The sequence below is a fragment of the Bradyrhizobium sp. YR681 genome (assembly GCF_000282615.1).
Classification (GTDB): Bacteria; Pseudomonadota; Alphaproteobacteria; order Rhizobiales; family Xanthobacteraceae; genus Bradyrhizobium.
Genome location: NZ_AKIY01000266.1, coordinates 34,923 through 50,158, shown reverse-complemented (window position 1 = coordinate 50,158; position 15,236 = coordinate 34,923). Strand labels below are relative to the sequence as shown.

Genomic DNA, 15,236 nt, shown 5'->3' with positions numbered 1-15,236 from the left:
TCTCCGACAGGGATTTGGAAACGCCGACCCGACAGAGGGAGGGAAAAATGACGAGACCCCGCAGGCCGGGCATCAGCCGCCGTTCAACATTGGCGCTGATGGGCGCCGGTGCGATGAGTGTTGCCGCGCCTTGGGTAGCGCGCGCACAGGCCAAGACCATCAAGATCGGCATGCCGACGATCCTGTCGGGCCGCGTCGCGCAGCTCGGCACGTCATCGCGCAATGCGGTGATGCTCGAGGTCGACAAGGTCAATGCCGCGGGCGGCCTTGCCGGTCGGCAGATCGAGATGGTGGTCCGCGATTCCAAGGGCCAGCCGCAGGAAGCGGCCCGCGTCGCGCGCGAACTCGTCAATACCGACGGCTGCGAACTATTGCTCGACGGCGAGGCGTCGTCCGGATCATTCGCTGTGCATGAGGTCGCGCGCGATCTCGGCGTGCTCTGCATTCATACCTGCTCGGAAGCGTCCTCGCTTACCGCCGATCCCAAGCAGCACATCCCGAATGCGTTCCGCTGCGTGCGCCAGGGCATCCACGATTCCATCGTCGGCGGCAGTTACGCGGCTGCGATCTCCAAGGCCAAGGGTCTGAAGAAATGGGCGACCTGCTCGCCCGATTATGCCTATGGCCGCGACACCACCGGCGAGTTCACGCTGTACCTGAAGCGCTTCGCGCCCGACGTCGAAGTGATCAGCGAGTCCTGGCCAAAGCTGTTTCAGCCCGACTACACCGAGGTAGTGACGAAGATTTTGCAGGCCAAGCCGCAGGCGCTGTATTCCTGCCTGTGGGGCGGCGATCTCACCTCCTACATCGACCAGGCCAACATCTACGCGATGTTTAGCCAGATGGAGGTGTTTGCGGTCAACATGGCCGACTACACCGCTCTGACCGTGGTGAAGAACCTGCCCAAGGGCATCCACTCCGGCAACCGCTACATCAAGACGTTCCCGACCACGCCGGAGAACGCCGCGTGGGGCGATGCCTACAAGGCCAAGTACAACGAGTATCCGACCAACTGGTCGTGGCAGAACGCGACCGCGGTGATGTTCCTCGCCGAGGCCGCCAAGAAGGCGAACTCCACAGACGGCAAGAAGATCGCGGAAGTGCTGAAGGGCCTCACCATCAAGTGCCCGTTCGGCGCCGACGGCACCGTGACCATGCGCGGCGACGACCATACGCTGGTCGGCTACGCCATCGGCTGGGGCACCACGATCCCGCAGGAGCCCTATGTGCCCGAGGTCAAGGCCGGCGACTGGAAGACCATCTTCGAGCTCGAGGCCGAGTGGAAGAAGAGCAAGGGCTACACCTGATCCGATGCGCGGCGGAGACGGGTGACCCTCTCCGCCGCCTTCGTTTGGCTTCTCGCGCCCCGTCGGGCGCGCTGCAATGAAAGTGCTCCCGTGGATCTCGACGCGCTCACCGGCTGCCTCTCCAGCTCCGCCTGCCTGGTGACGCAAACCACCAGCGGCCTCATCATCGGCATGCTGCTGTTCCTGGTCGCGGTCGGGCTGACGCTGATCTTCGGCGTGCTCAAGGTGGTCAATTTCAGCCACGGCGCCTTCTACATGTTCGGCGCCTATTTTGCGATGACGGCCTATCATCTCACCGGGAGCTTTGCGCTCGCCATGCTGGCCGGCGCGGCGGGCACCGCGATCCTCGGCCTGATCTTCGAGCGCGTGTTCATGAGCCGCGTCTATGGCGCTGACGTGCTGATGCAGCTGCTCGTCTGCTATGCCTTCGTGCTGATCTTCGACGACGTCGTGCGCATCATCTGGGGGCCGGAATTCAAGTCGATGGGCATGCCGGCGGCATTCCAGGTGATGCCGCTGTTCATCGCAGGCGGCGTGGTGCCGCCTTATTATCTGCTGCTGATCGGCGTCGCGCTCGTCGCGGCCATCGTGCTCGGCATCGGCCTATCGCGCAGCCGCATCGGCAAGGTGATCCGCGCCGCCGCGCATAATCCCGGCATGGTGTCGGCGCTCGGCATCAACACCGGCCTGATCTATGGCGGCGTGTTCGCGCTCGGCGGCATGCTGGCCGGCCTTGCCGGTGCGCTGGCCGCGCCGGTGCGCTCGCTGACCCCCGGCATGGGATTCTCGGTGCTGATCGAATCCTTCATCGTCACCGTGATCGGCGGCATGGGCTCGATTGTCGGCGCGCTGGTTGGCGCGCTGCTGCTTGGCCTGATCAGGTCGTTTGGCTCACTCGGCTTTCCCCTGTTCACGGAAGGCCTGATGTACCTGTTCATGGTGATCGTGCTGGTCTCAAAGCCCACCGGCCTGTTCGGCAAGGAGGCGGCATGACCGAGCTCGAGGCCGGACGCGCCGAGACGTTGGCGCCGGTGCGCGGCAGTGCGGCGTTGCACCGCTATCGCGACGTCCTGATTGCGCTGATCGCCTTCGCCGTGCTGGCGAGCCTGCCGCTCTTCACCGGCAGCAAGGCGCTGCTCGACTTCGTCATCCGCTGTTCGGCTTACGGACTGTTTGCGTCCTCGCTCAATCTCTTGGTCGGCTATACCGGCCTGACCTCGTTCGGCCACGGCATGTTCTTCGGCCTCGGTGCCTACAGCTTTGGCCTGATCATGCAGAAGCTCGGCTTGCCGATTCCCGTCGCCTTCGTCGCGACGCTGGTGATCACGGCGATCATCGCCGCGGTGATCGGCGCGATCTGCGTGCGATTGAAGGAGATCTACTTCGCCTTCGTCACGCTGGCGTTCCAGATGCTGATCCACTCGACCATTCTGTCCTGGGCCTCCTTCACCGGCGGCGACCAGGGTCTGCGCGGCGGCATTCCGCGCCCTGCATTCTTTGGCATTAATCTCGCCAACCACGTCCATCTTTATATCGCGAGCTGCGCTCTGCTGATCCTCGGCCTGCTCGCGATGCGCCAGATTGCGCAGTCGCCGTTCGGCTACACGCTCCGCATGATCCGCGACAACGCCGCGCGGGCGAGCTTCCTTGGGATCGACGTCTGGCGCGCCAAGCTCACCGTGTTCGTGCTGGCGGCGCTGTTCGCGTCGATGGGCGGCATGGTGATGGCGCTGTTCGTCTCCGGCGCCTATCCGGAATTCGCCTATTGGACCATCTCGGGCGAGGCCATCTTCATCAACATGCTCGGCGGCGTCTCGACATTTTTGGGGCCGATGGTCGGCACCGTGTTGCTGCTGCTGCTCAACGACACTGTGACGCGGTTCACCGAGTATCACGGCATCGTGCTCGGCGTGGTCATCCTGTTCTTCGCGCTGGGCCTGCGCAAAGGCCTGCTCGATTTCGTCACCGAATGGTTTTCGCACCGGCGCGACGCGGGCGAGGGGCGCTAGCCATGCTTGAAATCCGCAACCTCGCAAAGTCCTTCGGTGGCGTGAAGGCGACCAACGACGTCACGCTCGATTTCCCCGACGGCTCGCTCACCGCGGTGATCGGCCCGAACGGCGCCGGCAAGAGCACCTTCTTCAACCTGATCACCGGCGCCTTGCGACCGGATTCCGGGCAGGTGCTGCTCGACGGCGTCGATCTCGCCGGCCGCTCGCCGCCGGAGATCGTGCGCCACGGCATCGGCCGTGCCTTCCAGGTCGCCAGCATCTTCAAATCGCTGACGGTGCAGGAGACCATGCTCGCCGCCGTCAGCGCCGACCAGCGCTCATCCGCGGTATTGCATAAGCGCTTCCCGCTGCCGGAGACGCGCGACCGCGCCGAACACGTGATGGAGCTGCTGGGTCTCGCCGGCAAGCGCAACCGGACCGCAGCGACGCTGTCGCATGGCGACCAGAAACTGCTCGACATCGCGCTGGCGCTGGTGCTCGAACCAAAAGTGCTGCTGCTGGACGAGCCGACCGCCGGCATGGGGCCGGAAGAGCGCTGGCGCATGATCGACAAGGTGCGCGAGCTCTGGGAGACGCAAAAAATCACCGTTGTCTTCATCGAACATGACATGGATATCGTGTTCAAGATCGCGCCGAAAATCGTCGTGCTCTGCTACGGTCGCATCCTCGCGACCGGCACGCCCGACGAGATCCGCAACAACAATGCGGTGATCGAGGCCTATCTCGGCACCGAACATGCGGGAGCCGCCGCATGAGCGCAGCCATCATCGAGGTCGCCGACCTCGACGTCTATTACGGCACCAGCCAGATCCTGTTCGGCGTCGCTCTCTCGGTACGGCAGGGCGAGACCATGGCCCTGCTCGGCCGCAACGGCGCCGGCAAGTCGACGACCATGAAGGCGATCATGGGCCTGGCGCCGCCGCGGCGGGGCAGGGTGAGCCTGCGCGGCGCGGTGATATCGGGCCGCAAGCCGCACACGATCGCGCGCGCCGGCCTCGGCTTCGTGCCGGAGGACCGCCAGATCTTTCCGGAGCACAGCGTCGAGGACAATCTCGTCATCGGTCGCAAGAAGGGGCCGGAGGGCCAGGACGAATGGCCGATCAAGCGCATCTATGAAGTCTTCCCGCTGCTGGAGCCGCTGCGCCACCGCATCGCCGGGCGCTTGTCGGGCGGCGAGCAGCAGATGCTCGCGATCGCGCGTACGCTGATGGGCAATCCGGCGCTGCTGCTTCTGGACGAGCCGAGCGAGGGGCTCGCGCCGATCATCGTGCAGCGGATCGGCGAGCTGCTGCGGCAGCTCCGCAGCATCGGCTCGACCGTGCTGATCGCCGAGCAGAACATGCATTTCTGCCTGGGGCTGGCGAGCCACGCCACAATCATCGACAAGGGCCAGATCGTCTATGCCGCCGGAATCGACGAGTTGAAGGCCAACGAGGCGATCCGGCGCCGTTATCTGGCCCTGTAGCCGGGCCGCCGGTGTCCAAATAGGCCAAAAGAAGAAAACTATTGCCTCGGGACCGCCAGACGGAAGGAGTTTCCCCTTCGGGGGGCAAATACGCCAATCGCTTCCATTGCCGTTTGGGGCCGAAACGACGACATTCCGTTCAGAATTTGATGGATTGGCGCAAGCTATGGAACGCACCGGTTTCGAACCCTTTGGCGAGCAGATGGCATCCGCAACGGACGCCCAGCCGCAGTCGCGCGCCTCAAAAGTCCTGCTGCGGGCCGGCACCACGGTGTTCTGGTCCCTGGTTGCGGGCATCGTGCTGGCGCGCGCCGCCTTCTTCGAGCCGGGCGTCTATGACGGCTTCAGCCGGGTCGCCTCGCTCGCCAAGAGCCTGATCTTCTAGGGCTCGCCTGATCTTCTGGGGCCGTTTATTCCGGCTGAGGACAGGACTTCTCTCGGCCCTGATATGCCGAAAACTTATTCCCCAATGGAAGCGTCGTGCGTATAAATCTTTCTCCTCTGGGAGAGATTTGTGTCGCAGAATCAAGCATCCAGCCCGGCCGACGCCAAGCCGACCACTGCCATTAGCCGCGTCGTCGCGCTGATTCCCGGCATTCTCCTCTGCATCGCCGTAGCCGGCGTTTCGGCCCTGCTCGAGCACCTTGAACTGGGTGTGTTCGAGCACCCCTATGTCGAGGCGCTGGTGATGGCGATTCTGCTCGGCATGGCGCTGCGCAGCTTCTGGAAGCCCGCGCCGCGCTGGCAGGCCGGCATCGCCTTCAGCGCCAAGCAGCTGCTCGAGGTCGCCGTCATGCTGCTGGGGGCCTCGATCAGCTTCGCCGCGATCGCGGCCTCGGGCATCGCGCTGCTGGCCTCGATCGCCGCGATCGTCGTCATCGCGCTCTGCGTCTCCTTCGGTATCAGCCGTCTGCTGGGGCTCTCGACCCGGCTGTCGATCCTGATCGCCTGCGGCAACTCGATCTGCGGCAATTCGGCGATCGCCGCCGTCGCGCCGATCATCGGCGCCACCAGCGACGAGATCGCATCCTCGATCTCCTTCACCGCGATCCTCGGCGTGATGATGGTGCTCGGCTTGCCGCTGCTGATCCCGCTGTTGCAGCTGTCCGCCACGCAGTACGGCATTCTCGCAGGCCTCACGGTCTATGCCGTGCCGCAGGTGCTGGCCGCGACGGTGCCGGCCGGGCTCATCTCGACGCAGATCGGCACGCTGGTGAAGCTGATGCGCGTGCTGATGCTCGGGCCGGTCGTCGTCGGCCTCTCCCTGGTCGCCTCGCGCTGGCAGACCGACGCCAGGAAGACCAATGTCGGCTTCTTCCGCCTGGTGCCGTGGTTCATCCTCGGCTTCCTTGCGCTGGCGACGCTGCGCTCGCTGGAGCTCGTGCCGGGCACCGTGGTGGCTCCGATCACGCGGATCACGGGATTCCTCACCGTCGTGTCGATGGCCGCGCTCGGCCTCGGCGTCGACGTGAAGGTGCTTGCCAATGTCGGCGGCAGGGTAACGGCCGCGGTGACGCTGTCGCTGATGCTGCTGCTGGGGATCAGCATCGCGCTGGTGCACTGGTTCAAGTGATCGTGCCGCGAGGACGGTGCACCCTCTCCCCTTGCGGGAGAGGGTGGCTCGCCGCGTAGCGGCGAGACGGGTGAGGGGTATCTCTCTGGACGTGAATCTGTTGCAGTTTGCGTGAGGAGAGATACCCCTCATCCGGCGCTTCGCGCCACCTTCTCCCGCAAGGGGAGAAGGGAAGGCAGATCGCTAAATCACATCCGCCAGCGAATGCCCGTGCAGCTCGATGTTCAGCCCCTGCAGGCCCATATCGCTGATCTCGCCGCCCATCGCCTTGAGGCTCTCCTCGCGGATCAGCGACATCAGTCCGCGGCGCAGCGCCAGAAACTCCGACGACATCATCATCGCCTGCTGCCGCGGCCGCTCCAGCGGGATCGGGATCTCCGCCTTGATCGAGCCGGGGCGCGCGGTCATGCAATAGACGCGGTCAGACAGGAAGATCGCCTCGTCGATGTCGTGGGTGACGAACAGCACCGAGATCTTCAGCCGCTGCCACATGTTGGTGAGAATCTGCTGCATGATGACGCGCGTCTGCGCGTCGAGCGCGCCGAAGGGCTCGTCCAGCAGCAGCACTTTCGGGCCCGTCGCGAGCGCCCGCACGATGCCGACGCGCTGCTTCATGCCGCCCGAGAGCTTGTCCGGATAATGCTTCTCGAACGCCTCGAGACCGGCGAGCCCGAGCAGCGTGCGCGCGGCGCGCTCGCGCTGCGAGCGCGGCATGCCGCGCATCTTGAGACCGAACTCGACGTTCTCCCGCACTGTCTTCCAGGGAAACAGCGAATATTGCTGGAACACCATGCCGCGTTCAGCGCTGGGGCCATTGACGGGCTCGCCATCGACCGTCACCACGCCCGTCGTTGGCTTGAGGAAGCCGGCGACGGCATTGAGCAGCGTCGATTTTCCGCAGCCGGAGGGGCCGACGATCGAGACGAACTCGCCGGGCTTCACGTGGATCTGCGTATCGGTGACGGCCTGGACCGGTCCCTCGATGCTGTCATAGCTCAGTGAGAAGTTCCTGACCTCGATATGGCCCTGCGGCGCCTTGGTGAGGATCTCGTTCATCTTGACCTCCACGGCATTACCAATTGCCCGGCACCGCGGATCAGCAGGCTCGATCCGAGGCCGAGCACGCCGATCGCGATCATGCCGAGTGCGATGTCGGCATATTGCACCAGCGAATAGGCTTCCCACGTAAAGTAACCGATGCCGTACTGGCCGGAGATCATCTCGGCCGCGATCAGCGACACCCAGGCCACGCCCATGCCGACGGTGAGGCCGGTGAAGATGTGCGGCAGCGACGCCGGGAAATAGACTTCGCGGAAGATCGAGCGCTCGCGTGCGCCAAGACATTGCGCGGCACGCACCAGCACGGGATCGACCAGCGTCATGCCGTGCAGGGTGTTGACCAGGATCGGGAAGAACGAGCCGAGGAAGGTGATGAAGACGATGCTCTGCTCGTTGGTCGGCCACAGCATGATCGCCATCGGCACCCAGGCGATCGCCGGGATCGGTCGCAGCACCTCCGCCACGGGGAAGATGATCTCGTGCACCAGCTTGAAGCGGCCCATGATCAGGCCAAGCGGCACGCCGACGATCGCGGCGAGTGAGAAGCCCATGAGGATGCGCCGGCAGCTCAGCAGAATGTGCATCAGGAATTTGGGGTCGTGGATCGCCTTGGTGAAGCTCGCATAGACCGCGAGCGGCGAGGGCACGTTGGTGAAGCGGACGAAGAACACGACGCGATAGGTCGTGAGCAGGTGCCAGACCAGCAGGAAGGCGAGCAGCGAGATGATGCCGATCGCAATCGCGCGCAAGCCCGCCCGATTGAGCCGGTACCAGCGCAGCGCGAACGTGCCGAACGAGGGCGGAGTTGCGGGAGGCGTGACGGCGGGCGCGGGGCCCGCCTCTGCAATGGCCGGCATGCTGTCCTCGGAATGTCTGACGAGGGCGGGACTGCTCACGTCTTGCCTCCGCCGACCGATGCCTTCACCGCGTCGTCGAAGCCGAGCACCTTGCCGCTGATCTTGGCGGCGTAGGCTTCGGCGTCCTTCTTCAGCAGGAAGGGTGCGACCTCGCCATTGCCGACCGCGAAGAAGGCCTGGTCGGCAAACAGCTTGATGCCGCGGGTGGTGTCGAACACGTAGGCGACGTTGATCTTCTTGCCCTTGGCCTTGAAGTCGGCATAGGCCCCGAGCGTGCAGCTGGCGGATGAGAAGGGCAGGATGCCGGCTTCATCGACCCAGACCTCGCCGGCCTTGCGCGGATCGGCGATCGGCTTCTTGCAGAAGGAATCCTCGCCTGTGATTTCGTAGTTCTTCGTGCTCGCAAGCTGCGCGTCATAGTCGAGCTTCATCTCGGCATAAGCCTTGCGGATGTAGCTGTCGTCGACCCACTTCTTCGGGTCGAACTCCTTCATGCGGCCGAGGTTCTGGAGCACCTTGACGTCGGTCGCGGCTGCGTCGATCAGCGCCGGCTTGATCGTGGGATCGGTCGTCATGTTGCCGCTGGGGCCTAAGAAGATGTAGACGACCTCCTTGTTGATCCCTGTCCATTCCTGGATCTTCTCGGCGGCAAGCTTGGGATCGTCGCGCAGCCACTGGTTGGCGGCGATCAGCGCCTTGAAATAGGCGACGACGACCTCCGGATATTTTTCCGCGAAATCGGTGCGGACGACGATGCCGTGGAAGGTCGGCAGATTGGTCTCGACGCCGTCGAAGATCTTGCGCGCGAAGCCGCGGAAGGGCAGCAGCTCGGCGAAGGGAACGAAGTCGGCATGCGCGTCGATCTTCTTTTCCTGGAGATTGGTCGAGCCGACCTCCGGGCTCTGGCTGACGAGCTGGAAGAAATCTGCTGCGTAGCCGCGATCCTGCATCGCCTTGAGCACCATGCCGTGCGCGGCGGAGCCGAAGGGCACGCTGACGAGCTTGCCTTTGAGATCGGCGAGATCGTAATAGGGCGAGTCCTTGTGGACGACGAGGCCGTTGCCGGAGCCGGACAGGCTGTAGGCGGCGATGCCGATCAGCCGGCTCTTGCTCTCCGGATTGCTGTCGAAGGTGAAGCCGTTCACGATCAGCGGATAGTCGCCCATCATGCCGATCTGCAGCTTGTTCGCCATCATCGCATTGGTGACGGGCGGGCCGGAGGTGAAATTCTGCCATTCCATCTCGAACTTGATGTTGGCGTACTTGCCGTCCTTCGGCAGATACTTTTCGAGGAGCTTGAGTTGGCGGATCACGACGCCGGCGGTCACGGTGTTGGTCGTGGTGTCCTGCGTTCCGATGCCGAGCGTGACGGTTTCCGCCAATGCCGGCTGCGCGAGAACCAGCGCCAGCGACGTCACCGACATCGCGATCGAGAGCGTGGGAAGATGGCGGGCCATTCTCATCCTCATTCGGTTGGATGTGCTGTGGTTGCCATGATTGGGTGAGGGCTCGGGCAGGGCAAATCCGGAATGAGCACCGCAGTCGATTAGTTGCCGGGAAAAGCTGATTGCATACTCCTTGGGCAGTCCTGCACTATAAAGCCGCTTGCCTGTGCACCCGCGTTAGTCGGCGCCCTGACCGCGCATCTCCTCCAGCACGTCGGGCCGGCAGACCACGATCTGCGAGCGCTTGGTCACGACGATTCCCTTCTCCTGCATGCGCTTCAGGCTGATCGTGACCCATTGCCTGGTCGCGCCGACCATGTGGGCGATGTCGGCATGGGTGAAGGCCGCCGCAATCACCCGGCCGTCGGCATCCTCGACGCCGTAGAGCTCGACGAGGTGCAGCAGCAGGTGCGCGAGGCGCTGCGTGATCGAGCGCGTTCCAAGCATCTGGGCCAGCGCGGAGTAGCATTTGCCCTTGAAGGTGAGGCCTTCGATGAGACCGATCGCGAGGTTCGGGATCTCCAGGGCCAGCGACCGCAGCTCCTTTCCGGGCAGGTGCACCACGCTGCAATTGCTGGATGCAACGCCGGACCATTGATGCACGGTGCCTTCGAACACTTCGGGTCCGCCGACGAAATTGCCGACATGCCAATAGGCGAGCGTGATCTCGCGTCCGAGCGGCGAGGTGTAGAACACCCGGATACGCCCGCTCTCGATCAGCCAGATACCGTCATGCTTGCCGCCCTGGCTGAACAGCGTCTGGCCGCGATTGAGCACCTTGCGCCGGCCCTGCTTCAGCACCAGCTCCCGCTCGCGCGGCGTCAGCTTGTCCATCAGCGCCGGCGGCCCGCCGATCCATTGCTGGTTCTCGGTGAGCAGCAGCGAGGAACCACCCGCAGGCCGGACTGCCGGGGGAACAGCCCCGCGAACCGCATTCGCCGCCTGCAACATGAGCCGCCTCCGGAACGTTGAAATCGTTCTAAAGAGGAGCAATGTCCGTGCCAGCTTTACGCCGCTGTCGTCGCCCGGCTTGACCGGGGGACCCAGTATTCCAGAGACGTCAATGGGATACGGAGAAGCTGCGGCGTACTGGATTTCCCGCCTTCGCGGGGAATGACAGCGGTGTGTGCGGCGAGATCGAGGCCTACGGCCCCGCCAAACTCAGCAGGTACGGCTTGGGGTAAATCCCGCGATTATGCCCATCCGAAAACGAGATATTCAGCCCGTAACCGAGATCGCCGATCTCGGTGATCGCAATCCCCGGAAACGCTTCGGGGAAGCGGCCGTCGAAACGGGCGCGGGTGCAGTGGGCGCATTTGCAGGAGAGGCGGAGCTTTTCGGCGGGCACGCTGAGCGCGTCGTCCTGCGTGGTGCGGACGAGGAGCGCCGCGAGATCGGCGCTGGCTTCATAGTCGGCCACGGTCGGTGCCACCAGGGTCATGGTCATGACGAACCTCCGGCTCTTGTCTACGTCAGCGCGGCTTCGCGCGAATAGCAACTAATTGCCAGCGCCGGCCTGTCGTCTGCCTCCTCTTCAATCACCGAACGCGAAATGTGAAACTAATCGACCGGGAATTTCACTTCCGAATTGCCGGACTCTGCTCTCTCCGAGAACCTGTGCCCAATCGAAGGAGAGACCATGAGCGCATTTCAAAAGGAAACGGTGTTGTCGGTCCGTCACTGGACCGAGTCCCTGTTCAGCTTCACCGCGACGCGCGATCCCGGCTTCCGCTTCCAGAACGGCCAGTTCGCGATGATTGGCCTCGAGGTCGAGGGCAAGCCGTTGATGCGGGCCTACAGCATGGCGAGCGCCAATCACGAGGAAGCGCTCGAGTTCTTCTCGATCAAGGTCCAGGACGGCCCGCTGACCTCGCGCCTGCAGAAGATCCGGGAAGGCGACATCATCCTGGTCGGCCGCAAGGCGACGGGCACGCTGATCACGGGCAATCTCATCCCGGGAAAACGCCTGCTGCTGCTCTCGACCGGCACGGGCCTTGCGCCCTTCGCCAGCCTGATCAAGGATCCTGATGTCTACGAGAATTACGAGACCATCGTGCTCGCCCATGGCTGCCGCCAGGTTTCGGAACTCTCTTATGGCGAGCACCTCGTCGACGGCCTGCGCAGCCATGAATTCTTCGGACCCTTGATCCGCGACAAGCTCGTCTACTACCCGACCGTCACCCGCGAGCCGTTCAGAAATCGCGGCCGCATCACCGACCTCATCTCATCCAACCAGCTGTTCGAGGACATCGGGCAATCCGGCCTCGATATCGAGACCGACCGCATCATGCTGTGCGGCAGCCCGGCGATGCTCGAGGAACTCCCCGCGATGTTTGCCGCGCGCGGCTTTGTCGAGGGCAATCACAGCCAGCCCGGCCATTTCGTCATCGAAAAGGCTTTTGTCGAGCGCTGAGGCGCAAATCGGGGCCCGGCGACAACTAATTGCTATCGCCGGAACGCCCCCTGAACAAGTCTGACGCAAAGGCGCCGGGTATCGGCGAACCAGGAGCAAGCGATGGCACTAGATCAGATCGTCGACGGACTTTCGGAGGTTTCCTGCGACGTGCTGGTGATCGGCGGCGGCACGGCCGGCCCGATGGCGGCACTGAAGGCGAAGCTGAAGAACCCGAAGGCCAATGTCGTCCTGCTCGAAAAGGCCAACGTCAAGCGCTCCGGCGCGATCTCGATGGGCATGGACGGGCTGAACAACGCCGTCATCCCCGGCTATGCGACGCCGGAGCAGTACACCAAGGAAATCACCATCGCCAATGACGGCATCGTCGATCAGAAGGCGGTCTATAAATACGCCCAGAACTGCTACAAGATCATCGAAGAGCTCGACAGCTTCGGCATCCGCTTTCTGAAGAACGAGAACGGCGACTACGCCGTCAAGAAGGTGCACCACATCGGCACCTACGTTCTGCCGATGCCGAACGGCGAGACCGTGAAGAAGGCGCTGTACCGGCAGCTCCGCCGCGCCCGAATCCTGATCTCCAACCGCTACATGGCGACACGGCTGCTCAAATCGTCCGACGGCCGCATTGCCGGCGCGATCAGCGTCAACACCCGCACCGCCGAGATCCTCGTCATCAAGGCCAAGGCCGTGATCCTCTGCATGGGCGCCGCCGGCCGCCTCGGCCTGCCGACCTCCGGCTACATGTTCGGCACCTACGAGAATGCAGCCAATTCCGGCGACGGCTATGCGATGGCCTATCACGCCGGCGCGGCGCTCGCGAACCTCGAATGCTACCAGATCAATCCGCTGATCAAGGACTATAACGGCCCGGCCTGCGCCTATGTCGCCGGCCCATTCGGCGCCTTCACCGCCAACAACGAGGGCTCGCGCTTCATCGAATGCGACTACTGGTCCGGCCAGATGATGCTGGAGTTCTACAACGAGCTGTTGTCCGGCAAGGGTCCGGTGTTCCTCCAGCTCAAGCATCTCCATCCCGACACCATCTCCGAGATCGAGTCCACGTTGCACAAGGTCGAGCGTCCGACGCGCGGCTTGTTCCAGCAGGGACGCGGCGTCGACTACCGCAACGACTCGATCGAGATGCACATCTCCGAGATCGGCTTCTGCTCCGGCCACAGCGCCTCCGGCGTGTTCGTCGACGACAACGCCCGCACCACCGTGCCCGGCCTCTATGCCGCCGGCGACATGGCGAGTGTGCCGCATAACTACATGCTCGGTGCCTTCACCAATGGTGCGGTCGCCGGCACAGACGCCATGGAATTTGCCGATAGCCACGACTTTGCGGCGTTCGATGCGGCCGATGTCGCGAAGGAGCGCGACCGCGTGCTGGCGCCGACCAAACGCGAGGACGGCATTCCGCCGAACCAGGTCGAGTACAAGACGCGTCGTCTGGTGAACGACTATCTCCAGCCGCCGAAGGTCACGCGCAAATACGAGCTCGGGATGCGCCGTCTCGCCGAGACGCGGCAGGACATGCAGGAGCACATGATCGCGCGCAACGCGCACGAGCTGCTCCGCGCGCTCGAAGTGCAGTCGATCATGGATTGCGCCGACATGGCGGTGCATGCCTCGCTCTACCGCGAGGAGAGCCGCTGGGGCCTCTATCACTGGCGCACGGATTTCCCGGAGAAGGACAACGAGAACTGGTTCTGCCACACGCTGCTGTCCAAGCAGGACGGCAAGATGACCAGCGAGAAGCGCGCGGTGGAGCCCTACGTCGTGCCGATCGCCGACGACGAGAAGGACCTCTACGACAAGCAGCGCATCCGCGCGACCGCCTGATCACCGAAACAGAACAACAGGAGACATCACATGCCTCTCGCGTCCTATCAGACATCGGTTCCGGTGGTCGTCGACGACGCCAAGTGCATCGCCGACAAGGGCTGCACCGTCTGCGTCGACGTCTGTCCGCTCGACGTCTTGCGCATCAGCGACATGACCGGCAAGGCCTACATGGCCTATGACGAGTGCTGGTACTGCATGCCCTGCGAGGCAGATTGCCCGACCGGTGCCGTCACCGTCAACATTCCCTACCTGTTGAGGTGATCATGTCGAGCCCGTTCGAATCCTACGACGATCTCGAAGATGCCGACGAGCGTCTGCAGGCGGCCGACCCCGCCGAGCGCCGCGTCGCCATCATCGCGCTCGGTCATTCCGGCGATCCCGCAGCGGTCGGCCATCTCGCCAATATGGTCGCCGATCCCGATGCCGGCGTGCGCCAGCAGGTCGCGATGGCGCTCGGCGAGTTCGACGGACCGGAGGCTGCGAGCGCGCTGGTCAAGCTGCTGGTGGACCCTGAAAGGATCGTGGCGTCGGCTGCGGCCGACAGCATGGCCGAGTTCAAGGACCCGGCCTGCGCGGGGATCATCCTGCCGCTGGTCAAGCACGCCCACGCCTTTGTCCGCATGGGTGCTTTGCGCGCGCTGAAGGAATTGCGGTCCAAGGACACGCTGAAGCCGGCGCTGGAAGCGCTCCAGGATGTCGATGCAGCCGTGCGCGTGCAGGCGATCGGCGTGATCGGCTTCCTCAAGCTTGAAGAGTCCATCCCGGCGCTGACCGCCCTGATCAACGATCCCGATGCCCATGTGCGCCGCGCTGCGGTGAGCGCGCTGGCGTTCTCGCAGCTGAAGCCCGCGGCGGAGACGATCACGCGTGCGCTGAAGGATTCCGACTGGATGGTCCGCGAAATGGCCGCGGAAACGCTGGGCCTCAACGTCAATGGTTCGCTCGCCGCCGACCAGCTCGTCGCCTGCCTTTCCGACGAATTCTGGCAGGTGCGGCTGAAGGCGATCCGCAGCCTCGGCAAGATGAAGATCGAGCGGGCGGTGCGGCCGATCGGCAATTGCATCAATCACGATCAGGCCAATCTGCGGAAGGAGGCGGCCGCCGCGCTCGGCGAGATTGCCCATCCCGACGGCGAGGCGTTCCTGGCCGTCATCGCCGACGATGCCGATCCCGATGTCCGCAAGAACGCACGCTGGGCGCTGCAGCAGATCGCGGCCCGCAAGGCGCGCGCAGGCGCATAAGAGGCGCGGGCAGGGG

Annotated in this window: 16 protein-coding genes; 11 read left to right on the top strand and 5 right to left on the bottom strand. The window is 64.1% G+C overall.

Annotated features, from left to right (window positions below):
* Positions 1-47 precede the first annotated feature (47 nt).
* The 7 genes from PMI42_RS29170 to PMI42_RS29140 all read left to right on the top strand — a co-directional run bounded on the left by PMI42_RS29170 (position 48) and on the right by PMI42_RS29140 (position 6,357).
* The gene (locus PMI42_RS29170) at positions 48-1,307 is read left to right on the top strand and encodes an ABC transporter substrate-binding protein (protein ID WP_008141111.1); all 1,260 of its coding nucleotides are present in this window, start codon (positions 48-50) and stop codon (positions 1,305-1,307) included.
* A gap of 90 nt (positions 1,308-1,397) precedes the next feature.
* Entirely contained in the window at positions 1,398-2,300 is a 903-nt protein-coding gene (locus PMI42_RS29165) for a branched-chain amino acid ABC transporter permease (protein ID WP_035966968.1), read from the top strand.
* Positions 2,297-3,316 carry a branched-chain amino acid ABC transporter permease gene (locus PMI42_RS29160; RefSeq protein WP_008141107.1) on the top strand — a complete coding sequence of 340 codons (1,020 nt, stop codon included), beginning with the start codon at positions 2,297-2,299 and terminating at the stop codon, positions 3,314-3,316. The genes PMI42_RS29165 and PMI42_RS29160 overlap by 4 nt, the downstream gene beginning before the upstream one ends.
* Before the next feature lie 2 nt (positions 3,317-3,318).
* On the top strand, positions 3,319-4,074 hold the full coding sequence (locus tag PMI42_RS29155) for an ABC transporter ATP-binding protein (RefSeq protein WP_008141105.1): 756 nt from the start codon (positions 3,319-3,321) through the stop codon (positions 4,072-4,074).
* Positions 4,071-4,784 (top strand): ABC transporter ATP-binding protein, encoded by a 714-nt coding sequence (locus PMI42_RS29150; protein ID WP_008141104.1) that lies wholly within the window; start codon positions 4,071-4,073, stop codon positions 4,782-4,784. The genes PMI42_RS29155 and PMI42_RS29150 overlap by 4 nt, the downstream gene beginning before the upstream one ends.
* Before the next feature lie 202 nt (positions 4,785-4,986).
* Positions 4,987-5,169, top strand: a complete 183-nt coding sequence (locus PMI42_RS39780; protein ID WP_240535295.1) for a hypothetical protein — start codon at positions 4,987-4,989, stop codon at positions 5,167-5,169.
* Between the two features lie 129 nt (positions 5,170-5,298).
* Positions 5,299-6,357: a YeiH family protein gene (locus PMI42_RS29140; protein WP_008141100.1), complete on the top strand. Its 1,059-nt coding sequence runs from the start codon at positions 5,299-5,301 to the stop codon at positions 6,355-6,357.
* Between the two features lie 183 nt (positions 6,358-6,540).
* On the opposite strand, the gene PMI42_RS29135 is transcribed toward PMI42_RS29140, so the two are convergent.
* From PMI42_RS29135 to PMI42_RS29115, 5 genes are all read right to left on the bottom strand, one after another.
* Positions 6,541-7,413, bottom strand: a complete 873-nt coding sequence (locus tag PMI42_RS29135; RefSeq protein ID WP_008141097.1) for an ABC transporter ATP-binding protein — start codon at positions 7,411-7,413, stop codon at positions 6,541-6,543.
* Complete coding sequence (locus tag PMI42_RS29130) at positions 7,410-8,312, bottom strand: ABC transporter permease (RefSeq protein ID WP_008141095.1); 903 nt, start codon at positions 8,310-8,312, stop codon at positions 7,410-7,412. The genes PMI42_RS29135 and PMI42_RS29130 overlap by 4 nt, the downstream gene beginning before the upstream one ends.
* Positions 8,309-9,730 (bottom strand): ABC transporter substrate-binding protein, encoded by a 1,422-nt coding sequence (locus tag PMI42_RS29125; protein ID WP_008141094.1) that lies wholly within the window; start codon positions 9,728-9,730, stop codon positions 8,309-8,311. Before PMI42_RS29125 ends, PMI42_RS29130 begins: the two co-directional genes overlap by 4 nt.
* 165 nt (positions 9,731-9,895) lie before the next feature.
* Positions 9,896-10,669: a Crp/Fnr family transcriptional regulator gene (locus PMI42_RS29120; RefSeq protein ID WP_008141091.1), complete on the bottom strand. Its 774-nt coding sequence runs from the start codon at positions 10,667-10,669 to the stop codon at positions 9,896-9,898.
* A 193-nt stretch (positions 10,670-10,862) separates the two neighbouring features.
* Positions 10,863-11,159 carry a gamma-butyrobetaine hydroxylase-like domain-containing protein gene (locus tag PMI42_RS29115; protein ID WP_035966977.1) on the bottom strand — a complete coding sequence of 99 codons (297 nt, stop codon included), beginning with the start codon at positions 11,157-11,159 and terminating at the stop codon, positions 10,863-10,865.
* A 198-nt stretch (positions 11,160-11,357) separates the two neighbouring features.
* Here PMI42_RS29115 and PMI42_RS29110 point away from each other — a divergent pair, with 198 nt between their 5' ends.
* The 4 genes from PMI42_RS29110 to PMI42_RS29095 all read left to right on the top strand — a co-directional run bounded on the left by PMI42_RS29110 (position 11,358) and on the right by PMI42_RS29095 (position 15,220).
* The gene (locus tag PMI42_RS29110; RefSeq protein WP_008141087.1) at positions 11,358-12,131 is read left to right on the top strand and encodes a ferredoxin--NADP reductase; all 774 of its coding nucleotides are present in this window, start codon (positions 11,358-11,360) and stop codon (positions 12,129-12,131) included.
* A gap of 102 nt (positions 12,132-12,233) precedes the next feature.
* A complete protein-coding gene (locus tag PMI42_RS29105; protein WP_008141084.1) occupies positions 12,234-13,976 on the top strand; it encodes a fumarate reductase/succinate dehydrogenase flavoprotein subunit in 1,743 nt (580 codons plus the stop codon).
* 30 nt (positions 13,977-14,006) lie between these two features.
* Positions 14,007-14,240, top strand: a complete 234-nt coding sequence (locus tag PMI42_RS29100; RefSeq protein ID WP_008141081.1) for a 4Fe-4S dicluster domain-containing protein — start codon at positions 14,007-14,009, stop codon at positions 14,238-14,240.
* Positions 14,241-14,242: 2 nt separating this feature from the next.
* A complete protein-coding gene (locus PMI42_RS29095; RefSeq protein WP_008141078.1) occupies positions 14,243-15,220 on the top strand; it encodes a HEAT repeat domain-containing protein in 978 nt (325 codons plus the stop codon).
* Positions 15,221-15,236: the final 16 nt, after the last annotated feature.

Coding starts and splice junctions, on each gene's coding strand:
- PMI42_RS29105 (WP_008141084.1), top strand. CDS start 12,234: ATGGCACTAGATCAGATCGTCGACGGACTTTCGGAGGTTTCCTGCGAC.
- PMI42_RS29100 (WP_008141081.1), top strand. CDS start 14,007: ATGCCTCTCGCGTCCTATCAGACATCGGTTCCGGTGGTCGTCGACGAC.
- PMI42_RS29115 (WP_035966977.1), bottom strand. CDS start 11,159: ATGACCCTGGTGGCACCGACCGTGGCCGACTATGAAGCCAGCGCCGAT.
- PMI42_RS29155 (WP_008141105.1), top strand. CDS start 3,319: ATGCTTGAAATCCGCAACCTCGCAAAGTCCTTCGGTGGCGTGAAGGCG.
- PMI42_RS29170 (WP_008141111.1), top strand. CDS start 48: ATGACGAGACCCCGCAGGCCGGGCATCAGCCGCCGTTCAACATTGGCG.
- PMI42_RS39780 (WP_240535295.1), top strand. CDS start 4,987: ATGGCATCCGCAACGGACGCCCAGCCGCAGTCGCGCGCCTCAAAAGTC.
- PMI42_RS29150 (WP_008141104.1), top strand. CDS start 4,071: ATGAGCGCAGCCATCATCGAGGTCGCCGACCTCGACGTCTATTACGGC.
- PMI42_RS29095 (WP_008141078.1), top strand. CDS start 14,243: ATGTCGAGCCCGTTCGAATCCTACGACGATCTCGAAGATGCCGACGAG.
- PMI42_RS29135 (WP_008141097.1), bottom strand. CDS start 7,413: ATGAACGAGATCCTCACCAAGGCGCCGCAGGGCCATATCGAGGTCAGG.
- PMI42_RS29120 (WP_008141091.1), bottom strand. CDS start 10,669: ATGTTGCAGGCGGCGAATGCGGTTCGCGGGGCTGTTCCCCCGGCAGTC.
- PMI42_RS29125 (WP_008141094.1), bottom strand. CDS start 9,730: ATGGCCCGCCATCTTCCCACGCTCTCGATCGCGATGTCGGTGACGTCG.
- PMI42_RS29160 (WP_008141107.1), top strand. CDS start 2,297: ATGACCGAGCTCGAGGCCGGACGCGCCGAGACGTTGGCGCCGGTGCGC.
- PMI42_RS29110 (WP_008141087.1), top strand. CDS start 11,358: ATGAGCGCATTTCAAAAGGAAACGGTGTTGTCGGTCCGTCACTGGACC.